Source organism: Prauserella muralis (assembly GCF_003202285.1).
Lineage (GTDB): Bacteria > Actinomycetota > Actinomycetes > Mycobacteriales > Pseudonocardiaceae > Prauserella_B > Prauserella_B muralis.
On record NZ_MASW01000007.1, the window covers coordinates 480,563 to 503,442 of the forward strand.

The 22,880-nt window shown below is 72.0% G+C and carries 24 protein-coding genes; 2 read left to right on the plus strand and 22 right to left on the minus strand.

What is annotated here, in order from left to right:
- Nucleotides 1-3 precede the first annotated feature (3 nt).
- From BAY60_RS31865 to pyrR, 13 genes are all read right to left on the minus strand, one after another.
- The gene (locus BAY60_RS31865; protein WP_112285105.1) at nt 4-1,113 is read right to left on the minus strand and encodes an acyltransferase family protein; all 1,110 of its coding nucleotides are present in this window, start codon (nt 1,111-1,113) and stop codon (nt 4-6) included.
- Nucleotides 1,114-1,158: 45 nt separating this feature from the next.
- A complete protein-coding gene (gene metK, locus BAY60_RS31870; protein WP_146771118.1) occupies nt 1,159-2,376 on the minus strand; it encodes a methionine adenosyltransferase in 1,218 nt (405 codons plus the stop codon).
- Nucleotides 2,377-2,400: 24 nt separating this feature from the next.
- Complete coding sequence (gene coaBC / locus BAY60_RS31875; protein ID WP_112285107.1) at nt 2,401-3,630, minus strand: bifunctional phosphopantothenoylcysteine decarboxylase/phosphopantothenate--cysteine ligase CoaBC; 1,230 nt, start codon at nt 3,628-3,630, stop codon at nt 2,401-2,403.
- A gap of 126 nt (nt 3,631-3,756) precedes the next feature.
- Nucleotides 3,757-4,023 carry a DNA-directed RNA polymerase subunit omega gene (gene rpoZ / locus BAY60_RS31880; RefSeq protein ID WP_112285596.1) on the minus strand — a complete coding sequence of 89 codons (267 nt, stop codon included), beginning with the start codon at nt 4,021-4,023 and terminating at the stop codon, nt 3,757-3,759.
- 8 nt (nt 4,024-4,031) lie between these two features.
- Complete coding sequence (gene gmk / locus BAY60_RS31885; protein WP_245992902.1) at nt 4,032-4,628, minus strand: guanylate kinase; 597 nt, start codon at nt 4,626-4,628, stop codon at nt 4,032-4,034.
- A 68-nt stretch (nt 4,629-4,696) separates the two neighbouring features.
- Entirely contained in the window at nt 4,697-5,014 is a 318-nt protein-coding gene (gene mihF / locus BAY60_RS31890; protein WP_005455668.1) for an integration host factor, actinobacterial type, read from the minus strand.
- A gap of 322 nt (nt 5,015-5,336) precedes the next feature.
- A complete protein-coding gene (pyrF, locus tag BAY60_RS31895; protein WP_112285109.1) occupies nt 5,337-6,170 on the minus strand; it encodes an orotidine-5'-phosphate decarboxylase in 834 nt (277 codons plus the stop codon).
- Complete coding sequence (gene carB / locus BAY60_RS31900; RefSeq protein ID WP_112285110.1) at nt 6,167-9,505, minus strand: carbamoyl-phosphate synthase large subunit; 3,339 nt, start codon at nt 9,503-9,505, stop codon at nt 6,167-6,169. Before carB ends, pyrF begins: the two co-directional genes overlap by 4 nt.
- Nucleotides 9,489-10,628: a glutamine-hydrolyzing carbamoyl-phosphate synthase small subunit gene (gene carA / locus BAY60_RS31905; protein WP_112285111.1), complete on the minus strand. Its 1,140-nt coding sequence runs from the start codon at nt 10,626-10,628 to the stop codon at nt 9,489-9,491. The genes carB and carA overlap by 17 nt, the downstream gene beginning before the upstream one ends.
- Nucleotides 10,625-11,116: a PH-like domain-containing protein gene (locus BAY60_RS31910; protein ID WP_112285112.1), complete on the minus strand. Its 492-nt coding sequence runs from the start codon at nt 11,114-11,116 to the stop codon at nt 10,625-10,627. Before BAY60_RS31910 ends, carA begins: the two co-directional genes overlap by 4 nt.
- A complete protein-coding gene (locus BAY60_RS31915; RefSeq protein ID WP_112285113.1) occupies nt 11,117-12,415 on the minus strand; it encodes a dihydroorotase in 1,299 nt (432 codons plus the stop codon). It abuts the gene before it with no gap.
- 13 nt (nt 12,416-12,428) lie between these two features.
- Nucleotides 12,429-13,364, minus strand: coding sequence for an aspartate carbamoyltransferase catalytic subunit (locus tag BAY60_RS31920; protein WP_112285114.1), 936 nt, complete (start codon nt 13,362-13,364; stop codon nt 12,429-12,431).
- Nucleotides 13,361-13,954: a bifunctional pyr operon transcriptional regulator/uracil phosphoribosyltransferase PyrR gene (gene pyrR, locus BAY60_RS31925; RefSeq protein ID WP_112285115.1), complete on the minus strand. Its 594-nt coding sequence runs from the start codon at nt 13,952-13,954 to the stop codon at nt 13,361-13,363. Before pyrR ends, BAY60_RS31920 begins: the two co-directional genes overlap by 4 nt.
- Nucleotides 13,955-14,213: 259 nt before the next feature.
- On the opposite strand from pyrR, the gene bldD reads away from it, so the two are divergent.
- Nucleotides 14,214-14,702 (plus strand): transcriptional regulator BldD, encoded by a 489-nt coding sequence (bldD, locus tag BAY60_RS31930; protein WP_003096372.1) that lies wholly within the window; start codon nt 14,214-14,216, stop codon nt 14,700-14,702.
- A 71-nt stretch (nt 14,703-14,773) separates the two neighbouring features.
- On the opposite strand, the gene nusB is transcribed toward bldD, so the two are convergent.
- From nusB to BAY60_RS31945, 3 genes are read right to left on the minus strand one after another with little or no spacing between them, the layout of a single operon-like run.
- Nucleotides 14,774-15,226, minus strand: coding sequence for a transcription antitermination factor NusB (gene nusB, locus BAY60_RS31935; RefSeq protein WP_112285597.1), 453 nt, complete (start codon nt 15,224-15,226; stop codon nt 14,774-14,776).
- Between the two features lie 8 nt (nt 15,227-15,234).
- On the minus strand, nt 15,235-15,792 hold the full coding sequence (gene efp, locus BAY60_RS31940) for an elongation factor P (RefSeq protein ID WP_112285116.1): 558 nt from the start codon (nt 15,790-15,792) through the stop codon (nt 15,235-15,237).
- Between the two features lie 40 nt (nt 15,793-15,832).
- Nucleotides 15,833-16,930 carry a M24 family metallopeptidase gene (locus BAY60_RS31945; RefSeq protein ID WP_112285117.1) on the minus strand — a complete coding sequence of 366 codons (1,098 nt, stop codon included), beginning with the start codon at nt 16,928-16,930 and terminating at the stop codon, nt 15,833-15,835.
- Between the two features lie 67 nt (nt 16,931-16,997).
- Between BAY60_RS31945 and BAY60_RS31950 the strand changes: the two genes are divergently transcribed.
- Entirely contained in the window at nt 16,998-17,486 is a 489-nt protein-coding gene (locus BAY60_RS31950; RefSeq protein WP_170160629.1) for a B-4DMT family transporter, read from the plus strand.
- Here BAY60_RS31950 and BAY60_RS31955 read toward each other — a convergent pair.
- The 6 genes from BAY60_RS31955 to aroC form a co-directional block, all read right to left on the minus strand.
- Nucleotides 17,450-18,964 carry a glycoside hydrolase family protein gene (locus tag BAY60_RS31955; protein ID WP_112285118.1) on the minus strand — a complete coding sequence of 505 codons (1,515 nt, stop codon included), beginning with the start codon at nt 18,962-18,964 and terminating at the stop codon, nt 17,450-17,452. The genes BAY60_RS31950 and BAY60_RS31955 overlap by 37 nt on opposite strands.
- A 121-nt stretch (nt 18,965-19,085) precedes the next feature.
- On the minus strand, nt 19,086-19,517 hold the full coding sequence (gene aroQ / locus BAY60_RS31960; RefSeq protein WP_112285119.1) for a type II 3-dehydroquinate dehydratase: 432 nt from the start codon (nt 19,515-19,517) through the stop codon (nt 19,086-19,088).
- Complete coding sequence (gene aroB, locus BAY60_RS31965; RefSeq protein ID WP_112285120.1) at nt 19,514-20,623, minus strand: 3-dehydroquinate synthase; 1,110 nt, start codon at nt 20,621-20,623, stop codon at nt 19,514-19,516. Before aroB ends, aroQ begins: the two co-directional genes overlap by 4 nt.
- Nucleotides 20,624-20,631: 8 nt before the next feature.
- Nucleotides 20,632-21,051 carry a hypothetical protein gene (locus BAY60_RS31970; RefSeq protein ID WP_112285121.1) on the minus strand — a complete coding sequence of 140 codons (420 nt, stop codon included), beginning with the start codon at nt 21,049-21,051 and terminating at the stop codon, nt 20,632-20,634.
- A 2-nt stretch (nt 21,052-21,053) separates the two neighbouring features.
- Nucleotides 21,054-21,617: a shikimate kinase gene (locus BAY60_RS31975; protein ID WP_112285122.1), complete on the minus strand. Its 564-nt coding sequence runs from the start codon at nt 21,615-21,617 to the stop codon at nt 21,054-21,056.
- A gap of 61 nt (nt 21,618-21,678) precedes the next feature.
- The gene (gene aroC / locus BAY60_RS31980; RefSeq protein ID WP_112285599.1) at nt 21,679-22,872 is read right to left on the minus strand and encodes a chorismate synthase; all 1,194 of its coding nucleotides are present in this window, start codon (nt 22,870-22,872) and stop codon (nt 21,679-21,681) included.
- Nucleotides 22,873-22,880: the final 8 nt, after the last annotated feature.

The window sequence follows — 22,880 nt, forward strand, 5'->3', positions numbered from 1 at the left end:
TACTCACGCCGTCCGGCGGGAGGGGATCGCGTCGAGGCGGCGCGTGAGGAACGTGAACGCAGGCTGCTCCACCCAGCGGGTCAGTGCCCAGCCGAGCACGATCGCGGTGGCCACGAACGCGGGCATCCAACCCCACCACGGCACGCCCAGGTCGGCGAGGTGCCGCGACACGATCGTGCCCACGACGTAGTGCATCAGGTACACGCCGTAGGAGATCCCGGCGAGCCAGCGGATCGGCCGCGCCAGCGCCTGCAGCGCGGGCAGGTCCCACGCGGGCTGGTAGGCGGCGACGCAGATCAGCACGAGCGCGATGGCGAAGGCGAGCACCGAGTCACCGGCGGGCGGGTGCAGGCTGTGGGCGAGCACCACGACGATCAGCATCAGGTACAGCTGGGTGAAGCTCATCCGGCCCTTGGACCAGCGGAAGATCGCCACCCCGGCGATGAGCAGGTGCGCCCGGTTGACGCCGGTGCCATCGAGCATGGTGCTCGCGAACCACGGCGGCGTCTTGCCGGGCCCCATGAACAGGTAGCGGGTCAGCAGCGGCACCAGCAGCACCGCCCACATCACCGCCGACGCCCTGGCGCCGCGGATCGAACCGCGCCACGCCAGCAACGCGATCGCGGTGAAGCCGCACACCTGCACGGGCACCGTCCAGTGCGCCAGGTCGATGTATTCCACCTCGGGCAGCAGCGTGTGCACGAGGGCGAGGTTGCCGACCAGGTCGCCGTAGGTGCGCCGGGGCAGCCCCTCGGGCGCGAACAGCTGGGTCACCACGAAGATGAACAGCACGGCGATCCAGAACGCGGGCAGCAGGCGCGCCAGCCTGCGCAGCCACCAGCGCAGCGGCGTCTGCTTGCCGACCGTCATCGCCGCGAAGTATCCGGAGATGACGATCAGCACCGAGGCGCCGAACGGGAAGTCCATCCGCAGCGGCGCCGGCGGCAGTTCCAGCCCCGGCAGCGTCAGCGGCGCGAGAAACGTCGCGTGGAACGTGAGCACGGCGACGATTCCGAGGACCCGGATGGCGTCCCAGCTGATGTGCCGGGTGCTGCGCGGTTTCGGCTCGTCCTGGCGGCGGCTCGACGGCGCGACGTCCTGAGTGTCGACCACAAGATCGGGAGCTTAAGGCACCCGTTTGGGCGGCGTTTGTCCGGGTCAGCCGCCGACGACGCTGCGCAGGGCGTCGGCGCGATCCGTCCGCTCCCACGGAAGATCGAGTTCGGGGCGGCCGAAGTGGCCGTACGCCGAGGTCTGCGCGTAGATCGGGTGCAGCAGGTCCAGATCGCGGATGATCGCCGCGGGCCGCAGGTCGAACACCTCCGTGATGGCGGCCTGGATCTTCACCGGGTCCACGGTCTCGGTGCCGAAGGTCTCCACGAACAGGCCCACCGGCGCCGCCTTGCCGATGGCGTAGGCGACCTGCACCTCCACCCGGCCGGCCAGGCCCGCGGCCACGATGTTCTTGGCCACCCAGCGCATCGCGTACGCCGCGGAACGGTCCACCTTCGACGGGTCCTTGCCCGAGAAGGCACCGCCGCCGTGCCGGGCCATGCCGCCGTAGGTGTCCACGATGATCTTGCGGCCGGTGAGACCGGCGTCACCCATCGGGCCGCCGACCACGAACCGGCCCGTCGGGTTGACCAGCAGCCGCAGGTCGGAGCCGTCCAGCTCGACGCCCTGCAGCACCGGCGCCACCACGTGCTCGCGCACGTCGACGCCCAGCATGCGGTCCAGATCGATGCCCTCGGCGTGCTGGCTGGACACCACCACGGTGTCCAGGCGCACCGCCTGTTCACCGGCGTACTCGATGGTCACCTGCGTCTTGCCGTCCGGCCGCAGATACGGCAGCACGCCGTCCTTGCGCACGGCGGTGAGCCGCTGCGACAGCCGGTGCGCCAGCGCGATCGGCAGCGGCATCAGCTCCGGCGTGTCCGAGCAGGCGTAGCCGAACATCAGCCCCTGGTCACCCGCACCCTGCTTGTCCAGATCGTCCAGGGCGTTCTCCAGCCGCGTCTCGTACGCGGTGTCCACGCCCTGCGCGATGTCCGGCGACTGGGAGCCGATCGCCACGTTCACGCCACACGAGTTGCCGTCGAAGCCCTTGGCCGACGAGTCGTAGCCGATGTCGAGGATCTTCTCCCGGACGATGGTCGGGATGTCGGCGTAGGCGTCGGTGGTCACCTCACCGGCCACGTGCACCTGGCCGGTGGTGATCAGGGTCTCCACCGCCACGCGGCTGCGAGGATCGGCCTCCAGCAGCGCGTCGAGAATCGAGTCGCTGATCGCGTCACAGATCTTGTCCGGATGACCCTCGGTCACCGACTCCGACGTGAAAAGCCTACGGCTGGACGCGGTCACGACTGTCCCTCGCATTCACTCGACTGGCGCGCCGCCAGCTTACTGTCCGTGAGACCGTCGGCGCAGCAGCGCCGTGACGGCGTCCCACAGTGTGGCCGCCAGCTGGGCCTTCGCGCCGAGGGGGATGCGCTGTTCCAGGCCCTCGGCCGACAGCAGCCAGCCGGTGTTCTCCTCCACCTCGAACGCCTTGCCCTCGCCGACGGCGTTGACCACCAGCAGGTCGCAGCCCTTGCGCTTGAGCTTGGCGCGGGCGTGGTCGAGCACCGAACCGGTCTCGTCGCCGGTCTCGGCGGCGAACCCGACGATGATCTGGCCGTCCCGGCGCCGCTCGACCAGCCCCGCGAGGATGTCGGGATTGCGGGTGAGCGTGATGGTCGGGTCCGGAGTGTGATCGGTCTTCTTGATCTTGTGCTCGGCCGTGTTCACGGGGCGGAAGTCGGCGACGGCGGCGGCCATCACCACGACGTCGGCCCCGGCGGCGGCGCTCTCCACCGCCTCGGCCAGTTGCCGTGCGGTCGACACCGGCACCACCTCCGTGCCCGCGGGCTCGGGCAGCGCATCGGTGTGCGCGGTGACGAGCGTGACGTGCGCGCCCCGCTGCGCGGCGACCCTCGCCAGCGCGTAGCCCTGCTTGCCGGACGAGCGGTTGCCGAGGTGCCGGACGGGATCCAGCGGCTCCCGTGTCCCGCCCGCGGAGACCACCACGCGCACACCGTCGAGGTCCCGGGGCAGCGCGTCCGGACGGGCCAGCAGCAGGCGGGCCACGTCGACGATCTCCCGCGGGTCGGCGAGCCTGCCCTTGCCGGTGTCGACCCCGGTGAGCCGCCCCGCCGCGGGTTCGGTGACGACGGCCCCCCGCGACCGGAGCAGGGCCACGTTGTCCTGGGTGGCCGGGTGCTCCCACATCTCGGTGTGCATCGCTGGGAAGAAGGCCACCGGGCACCGCGCGGTGAGCAGGGTGTTGGTGAGCAGGTCGTCGGCCAGCCCGTGCGCCGCCCTGGCCAGCAGATCGGCTGTGGCGGGCACCACCAGCACCAGGTCGGCCTCCTTGCCGACGCGCACGTGCTGCACGTCGGGGACCTCGGTGAACACGCCCGTGTGCACCGGGTGGCCGGACAGCGCCTCGAACGTGGCCGCGCCGACGAAGTTCAGCGCCGCCTCGGTCGGCACCACGCGCACGTCGTGGCCGGTCTCGGTGAGGCCGCGCAGCACCTCGCACGCCTTGTACGCCGCGATCCCGCCGCCGACGCCGAGAACCACTCGTTTCATGTGCGCTCCCCGCGATGTCCGGCGGCTCAGGTGGATGCCTCGCAAGGCGCGGGCCGGCGAAGTGTACGGGCGGTTTGGTACATGAGCCGGCCCGCAACGCCGCGAGGCGCCGCCTGAGCTGTCGGACTACTCGCCTTCGGTGTGCTCGAGCAGCCCGGAGTGGATCTCACGCAGCGCGATCGACAGCGGCTTCTCCCGCGGGCCGGGCTCCACGAGCGGACCGACGTACTCCAGCAGGCCCTCGCCGAGCTGCGCGTAGTAGTCGTTGATCTGGCGTGCGCGCTTGGCGGAGTAGATCACCAGCGCGTACTTGGAGCTGACCTTCTCGAGCAGGTCGTCGATAGGAGGGTTGGTGATGCCCTCGAGGTGCTCGCTCTGGGGGCCCAACGTCATCGCGGTCACTAACTGTGCTCCGAATCGTCGAAAGCAATGGTCTCGCCGGTGATGAAGTCTAGCAACTGCCGCGCGGCCGCCCGCACGTCGGCATTGACGACCTGGGCATCGAACTCCCCCGCCGCCGCGATCTCGCGCTGCGCCTCGGCCAGCCTGGCCCGCACCGCCTCGTCCTGCTCGGTGCCCCGGCCCGTGAGGCGATCGACCAGATCGGCCCACGACGGCGGCAGCAACATCACCAGCCGTGCCTCGGGCATGGCGGCGCGAACCTGGCGCGCGCCCTGGAGCTCGATCTCCAGCACCGCGGGCCTTCCGGACCGCAGCGCCGCCTCGACCGGCGCCCTCGGTGTGCCGTAGCAGTTGCCCGCGAACTCGGCGTGTTCGAGCAGTTCGCCCTTGGCCACCATGGCGTCGAACGTCTCGCGGTCCACGAAGTGGTAGTGCCTGCCGTCCACCTCGCCGGGCCGTGGCCTGCGGGTGGTCACCGAGACGCTGAAGTAGATGTCCGGGTTCAGCCGCCGCAGCTCACCGACGACGCTGGACTTGCCGACCCCGGATGGTCCCGATACGACGGTGAGCCGGTGCCGGGCCGTCTCGGCCGGCACCGACCCACCGTTCGTCTGCTGGCCGCCGTTTGCGCCGGCCTCGATCGAGCCGCGGTTGTGCCGCTCGGTCACTCGCCGCTGAACTCGGCGAGCAGCGCCTTGCGCTGCCGGTCACCGAGGCCGCGCAGCCGACGGCTGGACGCGATCTCGAGACGCTCCATCGTCTGCTGCGCACGCACCTTGCCCACGCCCGGCAGGGCCTCCAGGAGAGCGGAGACCTTCATCTTGCCGAGGACCTCGTCCTCGTCGGCCTGCTTCAGCACGTCGGCGAGGGTCGTGCCGCCGCGCTTGAGCCGTTCCTTGAGCTCCGCGCGGGCGCGACGGGCGGCGGCGGCCTTCTCCAGCGCCGCAGCACGCTGTTCCTCGGTGAGCTGGGGAAGTGCCACGTTTTCCTCCGGTATTACTCAAAATTCTGGGTGGGTGTGGCGACCGTACCCACCCTCGACCTTTACCCACAATGCGGGGGTGGGCGCTGACCGTGACAAAGGGACGCCGGCTGCGGCCCTGCGTACGGCACACCTCGCGTCGCGACTGGGCGCCGCGACACGGCCAGGAACGACCCTACTCACAAATCGCCGTCCGGTGTCAGCCTGCGACCTGTGAATCCGGTTCGCTTCCGTGGGGCCAACACCCCCACCTGCGCCACGCCGCAAACCTTAGTGCAAGATCAACATGCGGGTGGACCAGGGCATCAGCAAAGCCGTTCGGCTACCGGAGCAGGCCATTCAGCGAATCCCGCGTACTCCGAACGGCCGCACGCAACGACGCGGCGTCAGGGCCGTGTCGCAGCAGGTCACGGGACGACGCGGGCAGCACGTGCCGCAACGCCCCGCCGAACAGCCTGGCCAGATCCCCGGCCGTGGCACCCTGCGCGCCGAGGCCGGGCGCCAGGATCGGGCCGTTGAGGGCATCCAGCCGGAGCTCGCCGGGCTGGTTGGTCGCCCCCACGACCACGCCGACGCCACCCTGCGGGCGCGCACCCGCGTTCCGCGCCGCCGCGGCATCCACAATGGACTGCGCAACCGTGCCGCCCGGCGACTCGGCGCGCTGCACCGCGGCACCCTCCGGGTTGGAGGTGCGGGCGAGGACGAACACGCCCCGGCCACTCGCCTCCGCGGCCGTCAGCGCGGGCTCCAGCGAGCCGAAGCCCAGGTAGGGCGACACGGTGATGGCGTCGGCCGCCAGCGGCGAGCCGTCGGTCAGGTAGGCCGTCGCGTAGGCCGCCATGGTCGAGCCGATGTCGCCCCGCTTGACGTCCAGCAGCACCAGCGCGCCCGCCTCCCGTGCCGACGCGACGACCCGCTCCAGCACCGCCACGCCCGCCGAGCCGTACGCCTCGAAGAACGCCGACTGCGGCTTGAGCACGGCCACGTGCTCGGCAAGCGCCTCGGTGGCGCCCAGCGCGAAGCGCTCGAGCCCGGAGGCGTCCGCGGGCAGGCCCCACGACTCGACCAGCCCCGGGTGCGGGTCGATGCCCGCGCACAGCGGCCCCCGCTCGGCGACGGCGTCGGCCAGCCGCTTCCCGAACGCCGCGCCGGTCACGCGCCGTCCCGCAGGCTCGCCTGCAGCTGTTGCAGCGACCGCACCCCGATGTCGCCACGGATGAGCGCCTCGATGCCGTGCACGGCCGCCGCGGCGCCCTGCACGGTGGTCACGCACGGGATTCCCCTGGTGACGGCGGCGGTGCGGATCTCGTAGCCGTCCACGCGCGGCCCGCTGTTGCCGTAGGGCGTGTTGATGACCATGTCGACGCCACCGTCGAGGATCACCTCCACGATGTTCGGCTCCGCGGCGCCGTCCCTGGCACTGCCCTCGTAGTGTTTGCGCACGACAGCGCACGGCACGCCGTTGCGGCGCAGCACCTCCGCCGTGCCGGACGTGGCCAGCACCTCGAAGCCAAGGTCGGCGAGCCGCTTGACCGGGAACACCAGCGAGCGCTTGTCCCGGTTGGCCACCGAGACGAACACCTTGCCCTGTGTCGGCAGCGAGCCGTACGCACCGGCCTGCGACTTGGCGAAGGCCTTGCCGAACGCGGTGTCGACGCCCATCACCTCGCCCGTGGACTTCATCTCCGGGCCGAGCAGCGAGTCGACGCCGTGGCCTTCCGGCGTGCGGAAGCGGTTGAACGGCAGCACCGCCTCCTTGACCGCCACCGGCGCGTCGACCGGCAGGTGCCCGCCGTCGCCCTCGGCGGGAAGCACGCCGCTCGCACGCAGGTCCTTGATCGACGAGCCCGTCATGATCAGCGACGCCGCCTTGGCCAGCGGCACCGCCGTCGCCTTCGACACGAACGGCACCGTGCGTGAGGCACGCGGGTTGGCCTCCAGCACGTAGAGCACGTCGTCCTTGAGGGCGTACTGCACGTTGAGCAGGCCGCGCACGCCCACGCCGCGGGCGATGGCCTCGGTGCAGCGCCGGACCTCGTCCAGGTCGGTGCGGCCCAGCGTGATCGGCGGCAGCGCGCACGCCGAGTCGCCGGAGTGGATACCGGCCTCCTCGATGTGCTCCATCACGCCGCCCAGGTACAGCTCCTCGCCGTCGTACAGCGCGTCGACGTCGATCTCGATGGCGTCGTCGAGGAACCGGTCGACCAGCACCGGGTGCTCGGGCGTGACCTCGGTGGCGCGCTGGATGTAGTTCTCCAGTGACGCCTCGTCGTAGACGATCTCCATCCCGCGCCCGCCCAGCACGTACGAGGGCCGCACCAGCACCGGGTAGCCGATCTGGTCGGCGATGCGCTTGGCGCCCTCGAACGAGGTCGCCGTGCCGTACTGCGGCGCGGGCAGCCCGGCACCGGCGAGCACCTCGCCGAACGCGCCCCGGTCCTCGGCGAGGTGGATGGCCTGCGGCGGGGTGCCCACGATCGGCACGCCCGCGTCGGCGAGCCGCTGCGCCAGCCCCAGCGGCGTCTGGCCGCCGAGCTGCACGATGACACCGGCCACGGTGCCCGATGCCTGCTCCGAGCGCACGACCTCCACCACGTCCTCGAAGGTCAGCGGCTCGAAGTACAGCCGGTCGGAGGTGTCGTAGTCGGTCGAGACCGTCTCCGGGTTGCAGTTGACCATGACGGCCTCGAACCCGGCCTCGCGCAGCGCCAGCGCCGCGTGCACGCACGAGTAGTCGAACTCGATGCCCTGCCCGATGCGGTTGGGTCCCGAGCCGAGGATGAGCACCTTCGGCCTGTCCGCCTGCGCCACGACCTCGGACTCGGCGGCGGGATCGGCCTCGTAGGCCGAGTAGTGGTACGGGGTCCTGGCCTCGAACTCGGCGGCGCACGTGTCCACCGTCTTGAACACCGGGTGCACCCCCAGCCGCTGGCGCAGGGCCCGCACACCGTCCTCGCCCGCCAGCTCCGGGCGCAGCGCGGCGATCTGCCGGTCGGACAGCCCCGTGCGCTTGGCGCGGCGCAGCAGGTCCCCGTCCAGCACCGGCGCGTCGCGGATCTCGGCGCCGACCTCCCCGATGAGCGCGATCTGGTCGATGAACCACGGGTCGATGCCCGAGGCCTCGTGCACCTGCTCGACGGTCGCACCCAGCCGCAGCGCGCGCTCGACGGCGTAGAGCCTGCCGTCGTGCGCGGTACGCAGCTCCTCCAGCGTCGACTCCAGCGTGGCGCCCTCGGGGTCGGGACGCGTCCAGAACCCGACGGCCTTGGTCTCCATGGAGCGCATGGCCTTGCCCAGCGCCTCGGGGAAGCTGCGGCCCAGCGACATCGCCTCGCCGACGCTCTTCATCGTCGTGGTCAGCATCGGGTCGGCGCCGGGGAACTTCTCGAACGCGAAGCGCGGCATCTTGACCACGACGTAGTCGAGCGTGGGCTCGAAGCTGGCCGGGGTCTCGCCGGTGATGTCGTTGCTGATCTCGTCGAGGGTGTAGCCGATGGCCAGCCGCGCGGCGATCTTGGCGATCGGGAAGCCGGTGGCCTTGGAGGCGAGTGCCGAGGAGCGCGACACGCGCGGGTTCATCTCGATCACGACCATGCGCCCGTCGCGCGGGTTGATCGCGAACTGGATGTTGCAGCCACCGGTGTCGACACCGACCTCGCGCAGCACCGCGATGCCGACGTCGCGCATGTGCTGGTACTCGCGGTCGGTGAGAGTCATCGCGGGCGCGACGGTCACCGAGTCACCGGTGTGCACGCCCATGGGGTCGACGTTCTCGATCGAGCACACGACCACCACGTTGTCGTGCCGGTCGCGCATGAGCTCGAGCTCGTACTCCTTCCAGCCGAGCACGCTCTCCTCGATGAGCACCTCGTGCACGGGGCTCTCCTCCAGCCCGAAGGAGGCCATCCGTTCGAGCTCCTCCTGGGTGTGGGCCATGCCCGAGCCCAGCCCGCCCATCGTGAACGACGGCCGGATCACCACCGGAAGGCCCACCTCGGCGACCGTCTTCTGCACCTCCTCCATGGAATGGCAGACGGCGCTGCGGGGCACGTCGCCGCCGACGGTGCGCACGATGTCCTTGAACTTCTGCCGGTCCTCGCCGCGCTGGATGGCGTCGATGTCGGCGCCGATCAGCTCCACGCCGTACTTCTCCAGCACGCCGCGTTCGGCCAGCTTGACCGCGCAGTTCAGCGCCGTCTGCCCGCCGAGGGTCGCCAGCAGCGAGTCGACGGGGCGGCCCTGCGCCTTCTCCGTGGCGATGACCTTCTCCACGAACTCCGGCGTCACCGGCTCGATGTAGGTCGAGTCGGCGAACTCGGGGTCGGTCATGATCGTCGCCGGGTTGGAGTTGACCAGGCTGACCCGCAGGCCCTCCTGCCGCAGCACGCGGCAGGCCTGCGTGCCCGAGTAGTCGAACTCGGCGGCCTGGCCGATCACGATCGGCCCCGACCCGATGACGAGCACGTGCTCGATATCAGTGCGTTTGGGCATGCTTCTTGGACTCCATCAGGGTCACGAACTCGTCGAACAGCGGGTTGGCGTCGTGCGGGCCCGCGGCGGCCTCGGGGTGGTACTGCACGGAGAACGCCGGGACGTCCTCGCAGCGCAGCCCCTCGACGGTGCCGTCGTTGGCGCAGTAGTGGCTGACCTTCGCCGTGCCGTAGGGGGAATCGAACCGCTGGCCCGGCTCGCCCTCCAGCGCGAAGCCGTGGTTCTGCGCGGTGATCGCCACCCGGCCGGTGTCGACGTCCAGCACCGGCACGTTGATGCCGCGGTGGCCGAAGCGCATCTTGTAGGTGCCCAGGCCCAGCGCCCTGCCGAGGATCTGGTTGCCGAAGCAGATGCCGAACAGCGGCACCTGCCGCTCCAGCGTCGCCTTCGTCAGCTCGATGGCATGGGTCTGCGTCTGGGGGTCGCCCGGACCGTTGGACAGGAACACCCCGTCCGGCTCGACGGCCAGCAGCTCGTCGAGGCTCGCCGAGGCGGGCAGCACGTGCACCTCGATGCCCCGCCGGGCCATCTGCCGTGGCGTGTTGGACTTGATGCCCAGGTCCAGTGCGGCGACGCGGTACAGCCGCTCCCCCTGTGCGGGCACCACGTAGGGCTGCTCGGTGGTCACCTCGCCTGCCAGGTCGGCGCCCTTCATGGGCGGGCTCGCGAGCACCTCGGCGAGCATGTCGTCGTCGGAGGCCAGCGCGTCGCCGGAGAAGACCCCGGCCCGCATCGAGCCGTGCTCCCGGATGTGCCGGGTGAGCGTGCGGGTGTCGACCTCGGCGATCCCCACGACGCCCTGCGCGGCGAGCTCGTCGTCGAGCGAGCGGCGCGAGCGCCAGTTCGACGGCGTGCGCGCCGGATCGCGCACCACGTAGCCGGCGACCCAGATGCGGCGCGACTCGTCGTCCTCGTCGTTCCAGCCGGTGTTGCCGATCTGCGGCGCCGTCTGCACCACGATCTGGCGGCGGTACGACGGATCGGTCAGCGTCTCCTGGTAGCCGGTCATGCCGGTGCAGAACACCGCCTCGCCCAGTGTGCGCCCACGGGCGCCGTAGGCCGAGCCGCGGAAGACGCGGCCGTCCTCCAGCACCAGCGCGGCGGGTGTGCGTGTGCCCGTCATACCTGGGCCCCTCCCTTGACCTGTTCGATCCACTGCGGATAGACCGCGAGGTCGTCGCCGCGGAACCCGGTGTCGAGCTCCACGTCGCCGAGCCGCCAGGTCAGCACCAGCAGACTGTCCGTTCCCATGACCTTGCCGGCCATCCCTTTCGCCGTCGCGGCCTCCACAATGGATTCCCGCGGAATCCAGAAGCCCGGCCGTCCCGTGCGGTCCACCTCCACGCCTCCGGCGTAGAGCCGCAGCGAGGCGGGTCCGCGCAGGCCCATCCCGCGCGTGACGATGCGCTGCTGCCAGTGGCCTGCGCGCGTGGTCGCGACGTAGATGCCGGTGGTCTCGAGCACCGGCTCGCCCCGGTCGTCCGGCACCGGGGGGAAGGGCGGCACGAGCACGCTCTGGGCGCGCGCCTGGCGTCGCCACCCGCGCCACATGCCGTAGACGCCGAGCGCGAACAGCGCGACGACCAGCAACGTCAGCAGAAGCCTTTCCATCTATCCAATCTTCCCTTCGCGCGCCGTGATCCGCCCGCGCAGCAGCGTGGCGCTCACCACGGCCGGCAGCCGCATTCCCTCGTACGGGGTGTTGCCCGCCAGGCTCGCCAGCTCGGCACCGTGCACCGTCCACTCGGCGTCCGGGTCGATGAGCACGAGGTTGGCAGGCTCGCCCTCGGCCAGCGGCCTGCCCTGGTCGGGCAGGCCCGCGATCTCGGCGGGCCGCTCGCTCATGACCCTGGCCACACCCCGCCAGTCGAGCAGCCCGGGGCGCACCATCGTCTCGGCCACGATGGACAGTGCCGTCTGCAGGCCGAGCATCCCCGGACGGGCCGCCGCCCACTCGCAGTCCTTGTCCTGCACGGCATGCGGGGCGTGGTCGGTGGCCACGCAGTCGACGACCCCGTCGGCGAGGGCCTGCCGCATCCGCTCGGCGTCGGCCTCGGTGCGCAACGGCGGGTTGACCTTGTTGATCGGGTCGTAGGTGGCCAGGCGCTCGTCGGTGAGCAGCAGGTGGTGCGGGGTCACCTCGGCCGAGACGTCGACGCCGAGCCCCTTGGCCCAGGCGAGCACGTCGACGGTGCCGGTGGTGGAGACGTGGCAGACGTGCAGCCGCGCCCCGGCGTGCCGCGCGAGCACGCAGTCCCTGGCGACGATCGACTCCTCCGCCGACGACGGCCACCCGGTGTAGCCGAGCCGGGAGGCCCGCTCCCCCTCGTGGGCCTGCGCGCCGACCGTGAGCCTCGGCTCCTCGGCGTGCTGCGCGACCACCGTGCCGAGCGCGGTCGAGTACTCCAGCGCCCTGCGCATGATGAGCGGGTCGGCCACGCAGTGCCCGTCGTCGGAGAACATCCGCACGCCCGCCGCGGACTTGGCCATCGTGCCGAGCTCGGCGAGCCGCTCACCGGCGAGCCCGGCCGTCACCGCCCCGACCGGATGGACGTCGACGAGCCCGATCTCCCGGCCGCGCCGCCACACGTGCTCGACGACGACCGCGTTGTCGGCGACGGGGTCGGTGTTGGCCATGGCGAACACGGCGGTGTAGCCACCGAGCGCGGCGGCGGACGAGCCGGTCTCGATCGTCTCGGTGTCCTCCCGGCCGGGTTCGCGCAGGTGGGTGTGCAGGTCGACGAACCCGGGCAGCAGCACCTGGCCCGCCGCCTCGATCACCTCGGCGCCCTCGGGGACGGTGGCGACGCCGGGAGCGCCGATGCCCGCGATGACGCCGTCGGCGACGAGCACGTCCACCGGCTCGCCCTCGCCGTAGAGCCGCGCGCCCCTGATCAGCACCTCGTTCACGCCTCGCCTCCTGTCAGTCACGATCGGCTCCGTCCCCCGCCAGGAGGTGGTACAGCACGGCCATCCGGACGTGGACCCCGTTGCGGACCTGCTCCGTGATGGCCGACCGCGGCGCGTCGGCCACGGCCGAGCCGATCTCCATGCCGCGCAGCATCGGGCCGGGGTGCAGCACCACGGCGTCCTCGGGCAGCAGGCGCAGCCGCGCCTCGTTGAGGCCGTAGGCGATCGAGTACTCGCGCGCCGAGGGGAAGAAGGCACCGTGCATCCGCTCGGCCTGTACCCGCAGCATCATCACCGCGTCCAGCGCGGGCAGTTCGGCGTCGAGGTCGTGGGAGACGGTCACCGGCCACGACCGCACCCCCACCGGCAGCAGGGTCGGCGGCGCGACGAGCACCACCTCCGCGCCGAGGGTGGCGAGCAGGTGCACGTTCGACCGCGCGACCCGGCTGTGCAGGACGTCCCCGACGATCGCGATGCGCCGGTCCTTCAGCCCGCCCAGCCGCTCGCGCAGGGTCGCGGCGTCCAGCAGCGCCTGGGTCGGGTGCTCGTGGGTGCCGTCGCCCGCGTTGACCACGGAGGTGCCCGCCTCGGCGAGCCATCCCGCGAGCCGGTGGGCCGCACCGGAGGCGGGGTGGCGCGCGATGACGCAGTCGGCGCCCGCGGCGGCCAGCGTCAGCGCGGTGTCGCGCAGCGACTCGCCCTTGCCCACCGACGAGCCGCTGGCCGAGACATTGATCACGTCCGCGCTCATCCACTTGCCCGCGATCTCGAACGAGACCCGGGTGCGGGTGGAGTTCTCGTAGAACATCGTGACGACGGTCCGGCCGCGCAGCGTCGGCAGCTTGCGCACCTCCCTGCCGAGCAGCGTGCGCTTGAGCTCGTCGGCGGTGTCTAGTAGCGCCGTCGCGTCGTCCGCGGCGAGACCCTCGGTGGTCAGCAGATGCCTCATCGCGCGTCCTCCCGTCCGGCGCGCAGCAGCACGGCGTCGTGCCCGTCGACCTCGGCCAGCCGGACCGAGACGTCCTCGGAGCGGGAGGTCGGCACGTTCTTGCCCACGTAGTCGGCGCGGATGGGCAGCTCCCGGTGGCCGCGGTCGACCAGCACGGCGAGCTGCACGGAACGGGGCCTGCCGTGGTCGCGGAGGGCGTCGAGCGCGGCGCGGATGGTGCGGCCGGAGAACAGCACGTCGTCGACGAGCACGACGACGCGGTCGTCGATGCCGGTGCCGGGCACCTGGGTCTGCTCCAGCGGGCGGGTGGGCCTGCGCCGCAGGTCGTCGCGGTAAAGGGTGACGTCGAGGGCGCCCGCGGGCACGTCGACGCCGGAGAACTCGGTGATCCTCGCGGCCAGGCGGGCGGCGAGCGGGGTGCCCCTCGTGGGGATGCCCAGTAGCACGGGCGGGGGCTCCTGCTCCGCACCGAGCGCGGTCTTCTCGATGACCTGATGGGCCATTCGGGCGATCGTGCGCGCGACGTCCCCGGCTGAGAGCAGCTCGCGCTGCGCAGCCGGCTCCGTCGCGCCACGTGGGCGTGGCGCCACGGTCGACCTCCTTCTCCGCCTCACCGGACGGGTCCTTAAAGGATGTCGGCCCCCTGGTCTGCGCGGGGACCGCACCGACGGTAGCAGGTCGCCGCGCTCAGCCTTCCGGGTGGTGTGCCGCGCACGCCCGACTGCGGCGAGCGATCATCTGCTTGACCTGGTGACGACAACGAGTAACCATTACTCTGAGTATTCGACTCAGGAGTTCCCTGTCGGTCATCCGGGCCGGACTTGGGGCGAGGAAACGGAGAACCACCACATGGGCGATTACGCCAAGGCGCTCGGGGCCAAGCTCCGCGGAATCCGCCAGCAGCAGGGCCTGTCCCTGCACGGGGTCGAGCAGAAGTCCGGCGGCCGTTGGAAGGCGGTCGTGGTGGGCTCCTACGAACGAGGCGACCGTGCCGTGACCGTCCAGAAGCTGGCCGAACTCGCCGATTTCTACGGTGTCCCTGTGGTCGAGCTGCTGCCCGAGGGACGCGTGCCCTCCGGCGCGGAACCGGCGACGAAGATCGTCATCAACCTGGAGCGGCTGCAGCAGCTGCCCGCGGAGAAGGTGGGACCGCTCGCGCGATACGCCGCGACCATCCAGAGCCAGCGCGGCGACTACAACGGCAAGGTGCTCTCGATCCGCACGGAGGACCTGCGGTCACTGGCGATCATCTACGACATGACGCCCGGGGAGCTCACCGAGCAGCTCATCGACTGGGGTGTGCTGCCGCCGGAGGCCAGGCCGTCGAAGGAGGACTGAGCGCCGAGGCGGCAGCGTTCAGCCGGTCGCACCGACCGTGCTGAGCGCTGTGCCCCGGCGCCGGGCCCTGGTCACAGCACGGCGCGCAGCCGGTCGGCGATGCTGCCGATCCGGCCGAGCACACCGTTGACGAACCGTGGCGAGTCGTCGGTGGACAGCTCCTTGGCGAGCCCCACCGCCTCGTCGATCGCGACGGGGTCGGGCACGTCGGCCGACCACAGCATCTCGTAGACGCCGATGCGCAGCACGGACAGATCCACCGGCGGCATCCGGCCCAGCGTCCAGCCCTGCGCGTGCTCGGACAGCAGCTCGTCGATGCGCTCGCGGTGTGCGGTGACGCCTTCGACCAGCGTGATCGCGTAGTCGCTGACCGGCTCGGCGTCGGTGGAACCGACCCGGCTCTTGAGCAGCTCGACCGGATCGGTCTCGCGCTGCGCGGCCTCGTAGAGGAGTTCCACCGCCCGCCTGCGGGATGCCCGGCGGCTTGTCGATCCGCCGCGTCGCGGGGTAGCTGCGGAGTCCACCGAGGTTCTCACGCCCGGCCGAGGTAGCGGCCGTCGCGGGTGTCGACCTTGATCTTCTCGCCGGTGCTGACGAACAGCGGCACCTGGATCTCCGCGCCCGTCTCCAGCGTCGCGGGCTTGGTGCCGCCGGTGGAACGGTCGCCCTGCAGCCCGGGGTCGGTGTGCTGGATGACCAGCTCCACCGAGGTCGGCAGCTCGACGTAGAGCGGGGTGCCCTCGTGCATGGCGACCTGGACCTCGCTGTTCTCCAGCAGGTACGACGCGCCGTCGCCCACCGTCTCGGGCGGGACCATGATCTGGTCGTAGGTCTCGGCGTCCATGAAGACGTAGTCGGTGCCGTCCCTGTACAGGTAGGTCATGTTCCTGCGGTCGACGGTCGCGGTCTCGACCTTGGTTCCCGCGTTGAACGTCTTGTCCACCACCTTGCCGGACAGCACGTGCTTGAGGGTCGTGCGCACGAACGCGCCGCCCTTGCCCGGTTTGACGTGCTGGAAGTTCACGACGGACCAGAGCTGGCCGTCCAGGTTCAGGACCATGCCATTCTTCAGGTCGTTGGTGGTGGCCACGAGTGTGAGTTCTCCTGTGTTCGGGTGGGGCCGCCGCGTACTAGACGACCACGAGTTCCTTGGTGCTCAGGGTGAGGACCTCGGGAGTGTCCTCCCGCACGACGAGCGTGTCCTCGATGCGCACGCCACCGCGGCCGGCGAGGTAGACGCCGGGCTCGACGGTGACCGCCATACCGGCCGACAGTGTACCGGCGGCCGTGGCGGCCAGACTGGGCGCCTCGTGGACCTGCAGCCCCACCCCGTGCCCGAGACCGTGCGAGAAGTCCTCCCCGTGCCCGGCCTCGGCGATGACGTCGCGGGCGGCCTTGTCGACGGCGACCCCGTCGACACCGGGCCGCAGGGCCGCGCACCCCGCGGCCTGCGCGCGGTGGACGAGCGCGTAGAGGTCCCGCTGCCAGGCCGCGGCTTCGCCGAGGACCACGGTGCGCGTCATGTCCGAGTGGTACCCGGCGACGGTGGCCCCGAAATCCAGCTTCACGAAATCGCCGGTCGCCAGCACCGCGTCGGTCGGCCGGTGGTGCGGGATCGCCGAGTTGACGCCGGCGGCCACGATGGTGGTGAACGACGGCCCCTCCGAGCCGTGGTCGAGCATCCGGTCCTCCAGTTCCCTGGCGACCTGCCGCTCGGTGCGTCCCGGCCGCAGCCCTCCCTGGGCCAGCAGGTCGGCCAGCGCCTGGTCGGCGGCCGCGCATGCCTGGCGCAGGGCGTCGACTTCCGTGGCGTCCTTGACCGCCCGCAGCCGCTCCACCAGGCCAGGGGCGCGGCGCAGCCGCAGGTTGGCAGTGGCCTCGGCGAGGCCGGCGTGCTGCTCGACGCTGACGTGCTGGCTCTCGAAACCGGTGGCGGAGTAGCGCATCGCCTCGGCGTCGGCCCTGCGCACCAGCGCGAGCGCGCTCGCGCGCTCGATGACCCGCTGCAGGTCGGGCACCTGGGAGGCCGCCTGCGTGGTGTAGCGGCCGTCGGTGCAGAACAGCGTGCCCGCCTCACCCTCGGCGTCGACGAGCAGGGCGGCGTTGGAGCCGGTGAACCCGGTCAGGTAGCGGATGTTCAGCAGGTCGGTGACCAACAGGGCGTCGAGCTCGCGCTCCCGCAACTGCTCCCGCAGCGCCGCGCGGCGGCCGGCATGGATCTCGGGCACCGGCCCAGTCTAGGGCGGGCCTCCGCGCACGGAGCGGCACGGACCGGCACCGCGTTACAGTGGGCCGATGCCGTCCTGGGTTCTTCGCGCACTGGGCATGGCCGTGCTGCACGCCGCCGCCACGGTGGCGCTGGCCAAGATCGCCGTGTTCCAGCCGACCGAGACCACGTTCGTCACCTCCGTGGCGCTGGCCGTGCTGGTGGGCGCGGCGGCGCTGTGGAGTGCTCTCGACGCCTGGCTCGGCCTGGCCGACGCGGGGCGCACGTGGTTCATCGCGGCGCTGGTCGCCGGGCCGCTGGCGGGGGTGCTCAGCGTGATCGGCCGTGGGGTGTTCGTCGACCAGACCGGCATCAGCGAACTCGGCTCGGCGCTGTTCGGCGGCGCCGCGTTCACGGCGCTGCTGGTGCTGGTGCCGGCCGGGTTGGGTCTGCTGGTGGGCGCTCGCCTGCGGCGCGCGGGCGGTGAGCAGGACCCGGACGCGGAGACCCGGGCCGACGAGCCCGAGGCGCGGCCGCAGCCTCAGAAGCGCCGCCCCAGGGTCGGCCCCACCGGATAGGTCTCCCACTCGTCCCGGCTCACCGGCTGCACCACCGAGTCGTTGCGGTCCACCGCGTCCGCCGACGTCACCGGGTAGAGCGTCCCGTCGAGCAGGAATCCGGTGCCGAGCCCGGGTGCCTGCACCGCCTGGGCGTTGGGCCGCAGCCGCGTCCGCACGGGCAGTCCGTCGAGCGCGGGCAGCCGCTCGTCGAGCACGCGGACGGCCAGGTGCTCGGCGACCGAACGCCGGTCGATCCGCAGCACCGCGCCGTTCACGACGAGGTCCATCGTGCGCACGGGCGAGGGCATGGCGAAGCCGTCGAGCACGGCGAGCGCCCGCCGCGGATCACCGCAGCCGTCGACGCCGTGGACGTCGAGCCCGAAATGCCGCAGGGCCGTCGGCGCGTCCGCTCTGCCGATGACCGTGGCGTGGATGACGTCGAGCGGCACCCTTCCGCACGGGTCGGTCTCCGACACCGGCGCGTGGCCGTCGGGCTGGCGGACCAGCCCCGGGCCTTCCTGCCACCGGTCGGGGATGAACACCGGCTCGTACGGGGTGGCGGAGAAGTCCCGGTTCCAGAACGTGATGGTGGTGCCGCCGTCGGTCTGGTGGGCGATGGCGAAGGCGTCGAGTGCGTCGACCCACATCAGGTCCGCGCTGAACGCGTCGACCAGCGAGTTGGTCCTCGCGGTGGCGGTGTCCGGGACGGCGGCGAAGCCCTGCGGGCCGAGCGCCTCGACTCCGGAGGAGAACGCCGGGTCCTTGGCGCGCAGCAGGAACTGGCCTGCGCCGTTCCAGCCCGCCGCGCGCCCGGTCGTGTCGGTGAACATCAGGTAGAACCAGCCGTCGAGGTAGACGGCGGCAGGCTGGCCCGCGCCATAGGTGTTGTCGCGGCGCGTGTCGTGGGCGGGCCGCACGACGGGGCCGTCGACGGGCCTCGTCCAGTGCCTGCCGTCGGTGCTGGTGGCGAGCCCGATCGCGTTGCCGAGCGCATGGTCGCCGGCGGCACCGGTGTAGTACATGTAGTAGGTGCCGTCGACCCTGATGACGGACGGGTCGCAGGTGTGCACGGCGTCGAAGGCGCCCCGGTTGCCGGAGAACACCGCGACGGGCATCCCCCCGCCCGGTCCGCGGAAAGGGCCGTCCGCCGAGGCGGCCGTGGCGTAGAGGATGTCGTCGCCGGGCGGCGCGGCGCTGCCGTACTGGCTGCACCACCACATCCGGGTGCGGCCGCCGTCCACCATCACGGTGGGCCCGTAGTTGTAGACCGCGTCGGCGCCGCCCTCGGCGACCACACCGCCGCTGGATCGTCTGCCGTCGGTCGCCAGCGACACCCGCTGCTGCGCCGGCGGTGCGGGTTCCTCGCGGGCGACCGCGGGGTCGCTGCCCTCGGCCTGGGGCCGCACGCTGCCCGCGGTGCACGCCGTGGCGAGCACGGCACCCGCCAGGGCGACCGATGCGATGGCGAACCGCCGATGGTGACGACGGGTGAGCATCCTAGCGAGCGACCTCCATCCCTCCCCCATGGCCTGGAGACGGAGCCCGGCCAGGGACGTCGCTCAGTCTACGGTCTTGCTCACCCGAACGGGTGCACGCCTCGGGGTGTCGCGAGGCCGGTCACCGTGCGTTCCGGGCAAGCCAGCGCAAGGCGAGGGGGTAGCCGTCGACGCCGAAACCCACGAGCACCCCGGTCGCGACGTCGGAGAGCACGCTGTGGTGCCGGAACTGCTCCCGCTTGTGCACGTTGGAGATGTGCAGCTCGATCAGCGGTGCCCGCAGCTGGGCGGCAGCGTCGCGCACGGCGATCGAGTAGTGCGTCCATGCACCGGCGTTGAGGACGACGGGCGCGGCGGCGTCGGCGGCCTCGTGCAGCCAGCCCACCAGCTCGCCCTCGTGGTCGGTCTGCCGCACCTCGACGTCGAGGCCCAGCTCCGCACCGGTGTCGGCGCACAGCCGGACCAGGTCGTCGTGGGTCGTGGCGCCGTAGACGTCGGGCTCCCGGGTGCCGAGCCTGCCCAGGTTGGGGCCGTTGAACACGAACACCTTCACAGCAGCACTCCCCCGTTCTGCCCCGCGTCGGCGGCGATGGCCGAGTAGGCCGCTGCCAGCAACGCCGGGTCGGGGCCTTCCAGCCTGCCCGGCTTGGCGAGGCCGTCGAGCACGACGAACCGCAGGGTCCCGGCGCGGTTCTTCTTGTCGGCGCGCATGCCGTCGAGCAGCTGCGGCAGCGCGTCGGCGTCGTAGGTGGTGGGCAGGCCCAGCGAGCGCAGCACGCGCGCGTGCCGGTCGGCGGTGGCGTCGTCGAGCCTGCCGGCGAGGCGGCCGAGCTCGGCGGCGAAGACCAGCCCGACGCTCACGGCGGCGCCGTGCCGCCAGCGGTAGCGCTCGCGCCGCTCGATGGCGTGGCCCAGGGTGTGCCCGTAGTTGAGGATCTCCCGCAGGTTCGACTCGCGCAGGTCGGCGGAGACGACGTCGGCCTTCACCTGGATCGAGCGGCGGACGAGCTCACCGAGCACGTCGCCCTGCGTGTCGACGGCGGCGGCCGAGTCCTGCTCGATGAGCTCGAGAATGCGGGGGTCGGCGATGAACCCCGCCTTGACCACCTCGGCCATGCCCGCGACCAGCTCGTTCGGTGGGAGGGTTTCGAGGGTGGCCAGGTCGACGAGCACCGCGGCAGGCTCGTGGAAGACGCCGACGAGGTTCTTGCCTGCCTCGGTGTTGATGCCGGTCTTGCCGCCGACGGCGGCGTCGACCATGCCGAGCAGCGTGGTGGGCACGTTCACCAGCCGGACGCCGCGCATCCAGGTGCCCGCGACGAAGCCCGCGAGGTCGGTGACCGCGCCGCCGCCGAGGGCGACGACGGCTCCCCGCCGGTCGAGCCCGATCTGGCCGAGGACGTCCCAGCAGAAGTCGGCGACGCGCAGCGCCTTGCCCTCCTCGGCGTCGGGGATCTCGACACGGTGGGCGTCGAGACCGGCTCCGGCCAGTTCGGCGCGCACGGCCTCGGCGGTGGTGGTGAGCGTCGGCGGGTGGATGAGCGCGACCTTGGACGCGTCGCGCACGACCTCGGTGAGCTCACCCAGCAGGCCGCGGCCGACCACCACCTCGTACGGCTGCGCGGTCTCGACCTGGATGCGGGCGGGTTCGGTCGTCATCGTGCCTCTCACTTCGGCGGCAGCCGCTTGGCCTCGCTGACCGTGCAGGTCAGCTGGCCACGCACCGGGTTGGCGCCCGGAATGGTCTCGGTAACCGTCTGTCCCGGCTGCATCCGGCCCCGGACGAAGTAGGCGTCGGTGCGTTTGCCCGCGGCGTTGGAAATCGTGATCGTGACGGCGTAACGGTACTGCTCGGTGGTGCTGTTGGTGACCTCGAGGCCGACCTGCGGTGTGTAGGCGCTCTGCTCACAGGCCGTGATCCGCACGTCGCCCTTGGCCTGGGCCTCGGGCGCGGCGTCGACGGCCGAGCGAGTGTCACCGGACGGGCTGCCCGCAGCGGTCGTTCCGGGCGGCTGCCCCGAACCGCATCCGGCCACCACCACGGCGATACCGGCCAGCAATGCGGCAAGCCGGACTCGTGAACGCATCATCACTCCACAAAGGACTTATCGGTATTCTCGGCCGGCGATTCTCGCACGCCGCCGAGGTCGGGATGCTCGACGATGGCCGCGACCACCTGCTCCGGGTTCCGGCCGTCGGTGTCCACCTCGACGGTCGCCACGTCCCGGTAGACGGGCAGCCGCGCGTCGAGCAGCGCCTTGTACGTCGCACGCGGGTTCACCCCGGCCAGCAGGGGGCGGGCGGTGGACAGCCCGGTGCGGCGCACGCCCTCGGCCATCCCGACGTGGAGGAACACGACGAGGTGCTCGCGCAGCAACGCCCTGGTGGCCGCGGACAGCACGGCGCCACCGCCCAGCGCGTAGACGCCGGTGTGCTCGGCCAGGCCCGCCGCGACGACGCGCTCCTCCAATTCCCGGAAGGCCGGCTCACCGTCCGTGGTGAAGATCTCGGAGATGGCGCGGCCTGCCGACGCCTCGATCTCGGCGTCGGCGTCGGCGAACGGCACGCCGAGCCGGGCGGCCAGCAACGAGCCCACGGTGCTCTTTCCCGAACCGGGCGGGCCGACGACGACGACCGGGCCACGTGTGGTCATGGCGCTCACGGTAGCCGCCCGCCCGTCCCGCGCGGCCGCGACCCTGGGCCACGCCGGGGTCCTACCGCTGCCACCACGATTCCAGCCCGGCGAGGTAGGACTCGGCATTGCGCTTGGACTCGGCGAGCGAGTCGCCACCGAACTTCTCCAGCGCGGCGTCGGCCAGCACCAGGGCCACCACCGACTCCAGCACCACGCCGGCCCTCGGCACCGCGCACACGTCGGAGCGCTGGTGGATCGCGACCGCGGCCTCACCCGTCTGCACGTCCACAGTGGACAACGCGCGGGGCACCGTCGAGATCGGCTTCATCGCCACGCGCACCCGCAGCGGCTCGCCGTTGGTGATGCCGCCCTCCAGGCCACCGGCACGGTTCGAGCGCCGCGTGACGCCCTTCGGGCCTGCGCCCCGGTCGATCTCGTCGTGGGCCTGGCTGCCCCAGCGGCGTGCCGTGGTGAAGCCGTCGCCGACCTCGACGCCCTTCATCGCCTGCACGCCCATCAGAGCCCCGGCGAGCCGGGCGTCGAGCCTGCGGTCCCAGTGCACGTGCGAGCCCAGCCCCGGAGGCAGGCCGTAGGTGATCACCTCGATGACGCCGCCGACCGTGTCACCGGCCTTCCGCACGGCGTCGACCTCCGCGACCATCGCGTCGGTCGCCTCGGCGCCGAACGCGCGCACCGGGCTCTCGTCGATCGCGGGGAGGTCGGCGGGACCGGGCAGCGGCCCCTCGGGTGCCTGCGCGCCGCCGATCGACACGACGTGGCTGACCACCTCGGCGCCGAGCAGCTGGCGCAGGAACGCCCGCGCCACCGTGCCCAGCGCCGTGCGCGACGCGGTCTCGCGCGCACTGGCCCGTTCCAGGACGGGCCGCGCCTCGTCGAAGCCGTACTTCTGCATGCCGGGCAGGTCGGCGTGGCCGGGCCGGGGCCGGGTGAGCGGCTCGTTGCGGGCCAGCCCCTCCAGTTCGGCAGGATCGACCGGATCGGCCGCCATGACCTTCTCCCACTTCGGCCACTCGGCGTTCTCGATCTGTATCGCGACGGGGCCGCCCTGCGTCACGCCGTGCCGGACACCGCCGACGAACTCGACCCGGTCGGTCTCGAAGCCCATGCGAGGGCTCCGGCCGAAGCCGAGCCGCCTGCGGGCAAGCTGCTCGCCGAGGTCGGCGGTCGTGATCTCGACCCCGGCCACCATGCCCTCGAGGATGGCGGCCAGCGCGGGGCCATGCGATTCACCAGCGGTTATCCAGCGCAACACGCCCACGA